The sequence below is a fragment of the Candidatus Aquarickettsia rohweri genome (assembly GCF_003953955.1).
In the GTDB taxonomy this organism is placed as follows: Bacteria; Pseudomonadota; Alphaproteobacteria; order Rickettsiales; family Midichloriaceae; genus Aquirickettsia; species Aquirickettsia rohweri.
The window spans coordinates 1-7,003 of sequence record NZ_RXFM01000078.1 but is presented as its reverse complement, the minus strand read 5'-3'; the positions used below and the strand labels follow the sequence as shown (position 1 = coordinate 7,003).

Sequence of the window (7,003 nt, the reverse complement as noted above, 5' to 3'; positions counted from 1 at the left end):
CTACAAGAATTCTGTGCCATTTATAAAATGTACTTCTCGGCACATTCTTTTGCTTACAAAATTCATATTTACTTACATTACTTTTTTTATATTCTTCTACTAGCTCTTTCCATTTTTCATTACTTATTCTTTTTTTCTTTTTTTCTAATAGCATCATTAGCCTCTATTTTTTTAGGCTTTTGTTCTACCACTTATTTTTATTCTTGCCTAGATGCCCTTATTTTAGCGCTTACTTGGAAATAATTTTATTAAAAATAATTAAAACTACAGATAAAAAATTAGAAATTTATAGTAAATTTTGTCATCATGATGTGTATTATTCCTGGATTGCCACGCTCATATGCGATTTGCTCGCAATGACAATTTTTCATTTAGTCATCACGAGGGAGAGATGAAATCTCGACTGTGGTGATCCAGAATTGTTATCACATTTACATTTATTGATAATTTCTCTGGATTGCCACACTTACTACGTTCGCTCGCAATGACAATTTTTCATTTAGTCATCACGAAGGAGGAATTCAATTCCGACTGTGGTGATCCAGGAATGTTTCTCCATTTGTGTATGTTGCTATTTTTCTGGATTGCCACACTCACTGCGTTTGTTCGCAATGACAATTTTTGATTTAGTCATCACGAGCCACGAAAGTGGCGTGGTGATCCAGAATTGTTGTAGCATTTACGTTTGTTGATAATTTTCTGGATTGCCACACTACGGCTAATGCCTCCGTTCGCAATGACTATATCGTTGTTCCTAACTGTATTAAATATTCCTGTATGATTGCTTTTTAGCATTTTATAACACAATTCTTATCTGTATTTTGAGTTAAAATAATTTAATTGCAAAATTTAGTAACAAAAGAAAATTTAAAAACATAAATATTGAAAAAATTATATCTATGTAATTTTTAAATCTTAAAATTACATGCTGCCCAAAATAACTAATTAAAAATAGAGCTGGGAAAGTACCTAATCCAAAGAAAAACATGCATAAAAAAGCAGCAAAAATATTATTTGAATATGAAGATGTAATCATAATTGCACTAATTACAAGTCCACATGGTATTAATCCTAATGCCATACCCATAATAAATCCTTGAAATCCAAAAGGGCTTAAACTTAATTTGTGAGCTAAATTAGCTATAAAGTTTTCTAAATATTTCAATACTTTAAAATTTACAGATATAAATTTAAATTTTTTGAACTTAGATATTGCTAATCCTAAACAAACTAAAGAACTAATTATAAGAATTACTCCAGCAATATAGTTTGACACTATATAATTACTTAAGTAATCGGCTAAGTATTTTGTTATCAACGCTAATATTCCATATGTAAAAGCTTTGCCAAAATAATAAGGTAATGATAGTGCACAATTTAGTTTGTTGAAATTATTTAACTGATCTTTTTTCAAATGCATTATCCTCATATTCATTTGACCTAAAGCGATAGGTCCACACATTCCAATGCAATGCGTGAAACTACCTATGATTCCGTATACAAAAAGAGCTAATATTACCCAAGCTTCATGGATTCCAAAAACATTGGTCTCTAATAGATATTGTATAACATTATTATCTACTTGATGAGAGTGATGATGGCACGCCATTTATGATACTATATATAAATTTTCTCCAGAAAATATTGGAGCAATATATGAGCCTTTCCCTACTTTATATTGGATATCAATTAATGTTCCATTTGAAGAATCCAACTTTAATAATTCTCCTTTTGAACTATATACATAAACTATATTACCTACTACAATAGGTTGATTCCAATATCTATTTTTCTTTTTATCTTGAGGCTTTTTAATAAAATCAATAAGTCTTGATTTCCATATAATAGATCCATTTTTTAAATTAATTGATAAAATTTGGTTAGTATCGTCTATTGCATAAGCTATGCTTTCTTGAATATAAAATGGCCTATTAATATTTAATTTTTGTTTCCATTCTAATTCTCTTGTAGATAAATTTAATTTAATAAAATTTCCCATTGATGTATAAAAGTATAAATGATCTTGCCTAATAAGTGGTTGATAGGTTGAAATTTTTATATCATTTAAAGCATCATTTAAATAAATGTTTTTTTCTTCGATATTCCATTCGTCAAAACCAGTGTATTTATCTATAGCGTTTATATTTCCCATACTATCTTGTAAGATAACTGTATGTTTATATAAAATAGGTGAGGTAACATTAGTCACTCTAACTCCATTATCCATACCATATTTATACCATAACACTTTTCCATTATTTGCATCTATAGCGTACATTCCATTATTTAGAGTTTGTAAATATAGTATATTATTTTCAAATATAGGGTATGCTCTAATAATTTGTTGTAGTTTTTGTCTCCAAATTAACTTTCCAGATATATTATCAAAACAGATAATTGAATTTGAACCAAATGTAGCATAGGTTTTATTCTTGATTTGTAATAACCCACCATTTAAATATTCAGAAATAAAATTTAATTTGGTATCAGTAAATTTATTTTTCCATATGGTTTTACGATTTATAATATTGATTTTAGATATAATTCCTTTTTTATTCATTCCAATATAATGACTATCTAAGATTATAGGTTGGGATATTAAAGGTAATCTTAGTGAATTATCAATCTGAATAATATTAGGAGGATTTGTTTTATTAATAGATTTTTGTATTGATTTATTATCCTCAATATAACTAGAATATTGCCATGTTACATTATCAAAATTCTTATTTTTAGTTGTTTTTTTATAACTTACGCATGCAGACACACACACAAGTAAAATTAAAAAGAGAATAAATTTTTTAAAGTACATTGTATTTTTATACATAATATTCTTTAATTAAGTTATATTTTAAAGAACTTAATACTTCTTATTATTTTTGTTGTAAAGTTTTAAGTTAAAATGTAGTCTTAAATTTAACTTTAGTACCGATTAATATATAATGAAAAGAAAGCATTTTGTATTAATATATTTTTTTATATTTTTGCTTAACTCTTGTGTACTTATTAATGAAACAAAAGCGGCAGCAGATTTCTATGAAAAATGCCTGTTACCAAAGGGATTTGGAACTGGTAAAGACACTGCTGGGAGTGAAATTCTAACGCCTCTTAATAGAGATTGTCAGAAAATATGTACAAGAGAGTGCGAGGCTTTTTCTAGGAAATTTAAGCCTTATGAAATGCTTAATCCTAATAGTAAATATTCGGAAACCTATTCTGTTGAACTTAATGAAGATGTAATATTAAATTGTTATTCCAAGTGTCAAAAAGGCGGCGATGAAAGATTTTCATCGTACTATTTTGATGTATTTCAAGCAAGTTGTGAAGATGAAAAAAGTCAAGATATATATCAAAAAGTTTGTGTAAATAGAAAAGATTATAGTCCTGCAGCTGATTGTACTGCTTCATTACCCTGTGATAAAGCAGGAATTTTGCAAAAAGGATATGTTAGTTTTTATAAAGTTATTCAACAACAGAAAGCCACCGTTGGCATGATGTGCCAGGGCAATGATGATGAAAACAGTTTTAATATTGTTGAAACAAGTTTTGAAGCAAAGGAAAATGATTTACTATCAATTAGCTTATTAGGGGATGCAAAGGATAATCAATTATATTTATGTGGTAGAAAACACATTGAGGTAGAACCTTTATTTTATAACATTGGTGAGGATAAAGATTGGTATAAATTAAATTTTAAAAATAGATTTAGTCATAGATTCTTAGCTACAATTAGTGAAGGAAAATTTAAGAATTTTAAAGATAATCCTAAAGGTTATTGGGACAATAATATTATTCAGAGTGATTTTACATATAGTAAAAGTGACGATATTTTAACTGATCATGAATTACTACAGGATATAGAAAAATCATATGGTGCAAAGCAGTTTTGGAAAAATATATCTGGTGATAGATATACTTTAAAGAATTCTATAGCAGGATGGGGCGCTAAAAATCCTAATTATTTTCATACAGGAATAAATTTAAAAAATGGAGATATTTTATCTGTCATATGGGAAGGAAATTTCTCAAGTAGTAAGATATTACAATTTAAAGAGAGTTCGGTTAATGATAAGTCTATTAATAAAACCAAATCATTGCTAAATCCAAATAGACAAAATTTAATAACTGAGTGCATTTGAAATTCTCGTGTTCAAGATAAGTCTAGTTGTATAAAGCAGTGGTATGAAAATAGTAATTTACTAATTCAAGATCCTCAGAGTAATTCTGGATCTTCATCTTCAAGTGACCTTGTATTAAAAGGTGAATGTTTTAGAAATTGTGGATTAGATAATTTTGTTGTAAATAATTCAAATATTAATGGAAATACAAGTAAATCACAAAATTCTAATAATACGTGCAGTGTTCCAGAAAATAAAAGATTGGATAATTATCAATGTAATTTAAAACAATGTCCAGAATGTGATTTTAAAGATTGTCCAAAAGACTATACGAAAGATTATTGTATAGGGAAACAAGGTGCTTTATATGAATGTGGATTATTTGGGAATGTCTCTTATATTAATTTGGAAAAAGGGTATATAAATGGGATTGCAACTTTATACAATAATGAAGAGGTTGATTGTCGATGCGGATGTGAAAATGGAGATGAGAATTCTCAATGTAAAGATGAAAAATATATTACTTCTGGGTGTAAAAATAGATATTCAAATTATAATTGCATTGAGAAAGGTAATTTTAATGTAGGAGAGGGTAAATACGTTTTACAAGGCACTGTTGATAATCCAAATTTTGATAGTCGCCAGCCATTTAATTTAAAGAATTATGATAATGATGATGCACAAAATAATTCTGGTGGGTATAAATTGTCAATTGATTGGCGTGGATGTCCTAGATCAAATATGGATAATATTCAATATACAATAGCTAAAAAAGATTATTTTTCACCTCGTGGAATAAAATCAGCTACAAATTCGTATAAGCCTCTTGCAAGTTATAATAATTGGAGAGATGTTAAAGAAGATATTGTCAAACAAGGAAGTGGAGCTAATAAAGATGAAGTTGGATTTTTAAAAATAAATAGTGGCGCTATATCTAGTGAATGTAATAACAAAAATGATTGCAAGATATTTTTAAGAATTAAGCTTGAAGAATCTACTGATCTATCTGTTGAAGATAATTATAAATATAATAACACTTTTGGGCAATATTACATTAATATGAGTAAAAAGGGTGAAGAAGTAATGTGCCAAAAAGGTGGGATGATTTATAAAGCCGTTAAAGGTATGAAAAAGATATTAGTAGGTTCTGATAATTTGGGAACTAATTCTCATTTAAATTATAATATAAAATTTAATAAAAACGATAGCAGTGTAATTAATAAATCTGAAGTTGGTGCAGTAGGTGTTATATTTTATGGTTTTATAAAACAAGCAGCATATGTGATCAAGATTATATTAGCTTTATATTTAGTTTTTTTAGCTATCTCTTATATTTTAGGCTTGGTTGAGTATACTACTCAGGTATTTATAAAACATATATTAAAAATAGTAATAGTTGCTTTTTTAATTTCTGATACTAGTTGGAATTTTTTTGGTGGATATTTAGTTTCATTTTTTATAGATGGTAGTATAGAATTAGTTGCCAGATATTCTGCATCTTTTTTACAGGCTGTAAGTCAAAATCAAGAAACGTGTGCAAATACAATAATTGAAGATCCATATGTTATTTTTTCAATATTTAATGGACCAATAGGTGTGTTTACTATGGGAGATACGTGGTCAAGAATATGGGCAATAATTAATAAAGGGTTGTTAGGATTTGTTACAGCGATATTTTTAATTTTATCAATTTGGTATTATTTTGAAGCAATAGTTAAAGCAACTGTAATGTTTATGTTTGCAATTATAATTAACTCTATATTGATTGTTACTGCTCCAGTTTTTATAGTGTGTATTTTATTTGAAAAAACTAAACAGATGTTTGATTCTTGGGCTAAAAATTTATTTTCATATGCACTACAGCCTGTTTTTGTTTATACAACAATTATTATTTTAAATTATGTTGTGACTATTTTAATTTATTATATCTTTAATTTTTCAGCTTGTTCAATTTGTTTAGTAAGAGTCGACCTTGGACCTTTATATAATGAATGTTGGGTTTCAGGTTATCAAAGCATGGCGGATTTTCATTCACCTCCTGATAAATCAGGTGCTGTAAGTATATATTCTTCATTTGCAAGCTATGCTATGACCTTTATTGGTGGATTGGTTATTTATATAGTTGCTTCAGGAATGTCAACATTCTCTTCTCATATATCAGGAGTTGCATCTTGGATTATTACAGGCGCTCCAATGAGGCATATGAGTATTGGGAAAGTTGGTGATAGCGCATCTCAATATGTTAAGGCGAAAGTTCAACAGGCAGTAATTACTGCAGCTACTGCTGTAGTAGCTGTTGGAGCTACAGCTGTAGGAGTAGCTGCAGGAGCAGGTGGAGGAGCGCTTGCAGGTGGTGTAGGAGCAGTGCCAGGAGCAGCAGCAGGAGCAGGAGCAGGTGCAGGTGCAGCAGGAGCCGGTGGAGCAGGTGGAGCAGGAGCAGGTGGAACAGGAGCAGCGGGAGCAGGTGGAACAGGAGCAGTAGGAGCAGGTGGAACAGGAGCTACAACTACAACAACAGCAAATGTTAGCAGTAATACTGCTAGTAGTAATGTAAGAGAGGTGATTAAAAAAGGTGCTGATAAAATTAGAGATAAAGCTATTGATGATTTACTAAAAGATGACGACGAATAAAAAAATAGTTATTATAACAAAGTAAGCGCTAAAATAAGGGCATCTAGGCAAGAATAAAAATAAGTGGTAGAACAAAAGCCTAAAAAAATAGAGGCTAATGATGCTATTAGAAAAAAAGAAAAAAAGAATAAGTAATGAAAAATGGAAAGAGCTAGTAGAAGAATATAAAAAAAGTAATGTAAGTAAATATGAATTTTGTAAGCAAAAGAATGTGCCGAGAAGTACATTTTATAAATGGCACAGAATTCTTGTAG

General features: G+C 29.0%; 6 protein-coding genes. 3 read left to right on the top strand and 3 right to left on the bottom strand.

Going from position 1 to position 7,003, the window contains the following annotated elements:
* From tnpA (EIC27_RS08315) to EIC27_RS05390, 3 genes are all read right to left on the bottom strand, one after another.
* A partial coding sequence (tnpA, locus tag EIC27_RS08315; protein ID WP_410519450.1) for an IS66 family insertion sequence element accessory protein TnpA occupies positions 1-154 on the bottom strand: 154 nt, incomplete at its 3' end.
* Positions 155-826: 672 nt separating this feature from the next.
* Entirely contained in the window at positions 827-1,609 is a 783-nt protein-coding gene (locus EIC27_RS05395; RefSeq protein ID WP_126045077.1) for a sulfite exporter TauE/SafE family protein, read from the bottom strand.
* On the bottom strand, positions 1,610-2,767 hold the full coding sequence (locus EIC27_RS05390; protein ID WP_205702350.1) for a PQQ-binding-like beta-propeller repeat protein: 1,158 nt from the start codon (positions 2,765-2,767) through the stop codon (positions 1,610-1,612).
* Positions 2,768-2,942: 175 nt separating this feature from the next.
* Between EIC27_RS05390 and EIC27_RS05385 the strand changes: the two genes are divergently transcribed.
* From EIC27_RS05385 to tnpA (EIC27_RS08310), 3 genes are all read left to right on the top strand, one after another.
* Positions 2,943-4,139 carry a hypothetical protein gene (locus EIC27_RS05385; protein WP_126045075.1) on the top strand — a complete coding sequence of 399 codons (1,197 nt, stop codon included), beginning with the start codon at positions 2,943-2,945 and terminating at the stop codon, positions 4,137-4,139.
* Between the two features lie 240 nt (positions 4,140-4,379).
* A complete protein-coding gene (locus EIC27_RS05380) occupies positions 4,380-6,749 on the top strand; it encodes a TrbL/VirB6 family protein (RefSeq protein ID WP_126045074.1) in 2,370 nt (789 codons plus the stop codon).
* A 97-nt stretch (positions 6,750-6,846) separates the two neighbouring features.
* Positions 6,847-7,003, top strand: a 157-nt coding sequence (tnpA, locus tag EIC27_RS08310) for an IS66 family insertion sequence element accessory protein TnpA (protein WP_410519448.1), incomplete at its 3' end; no start/stop codon positions are given.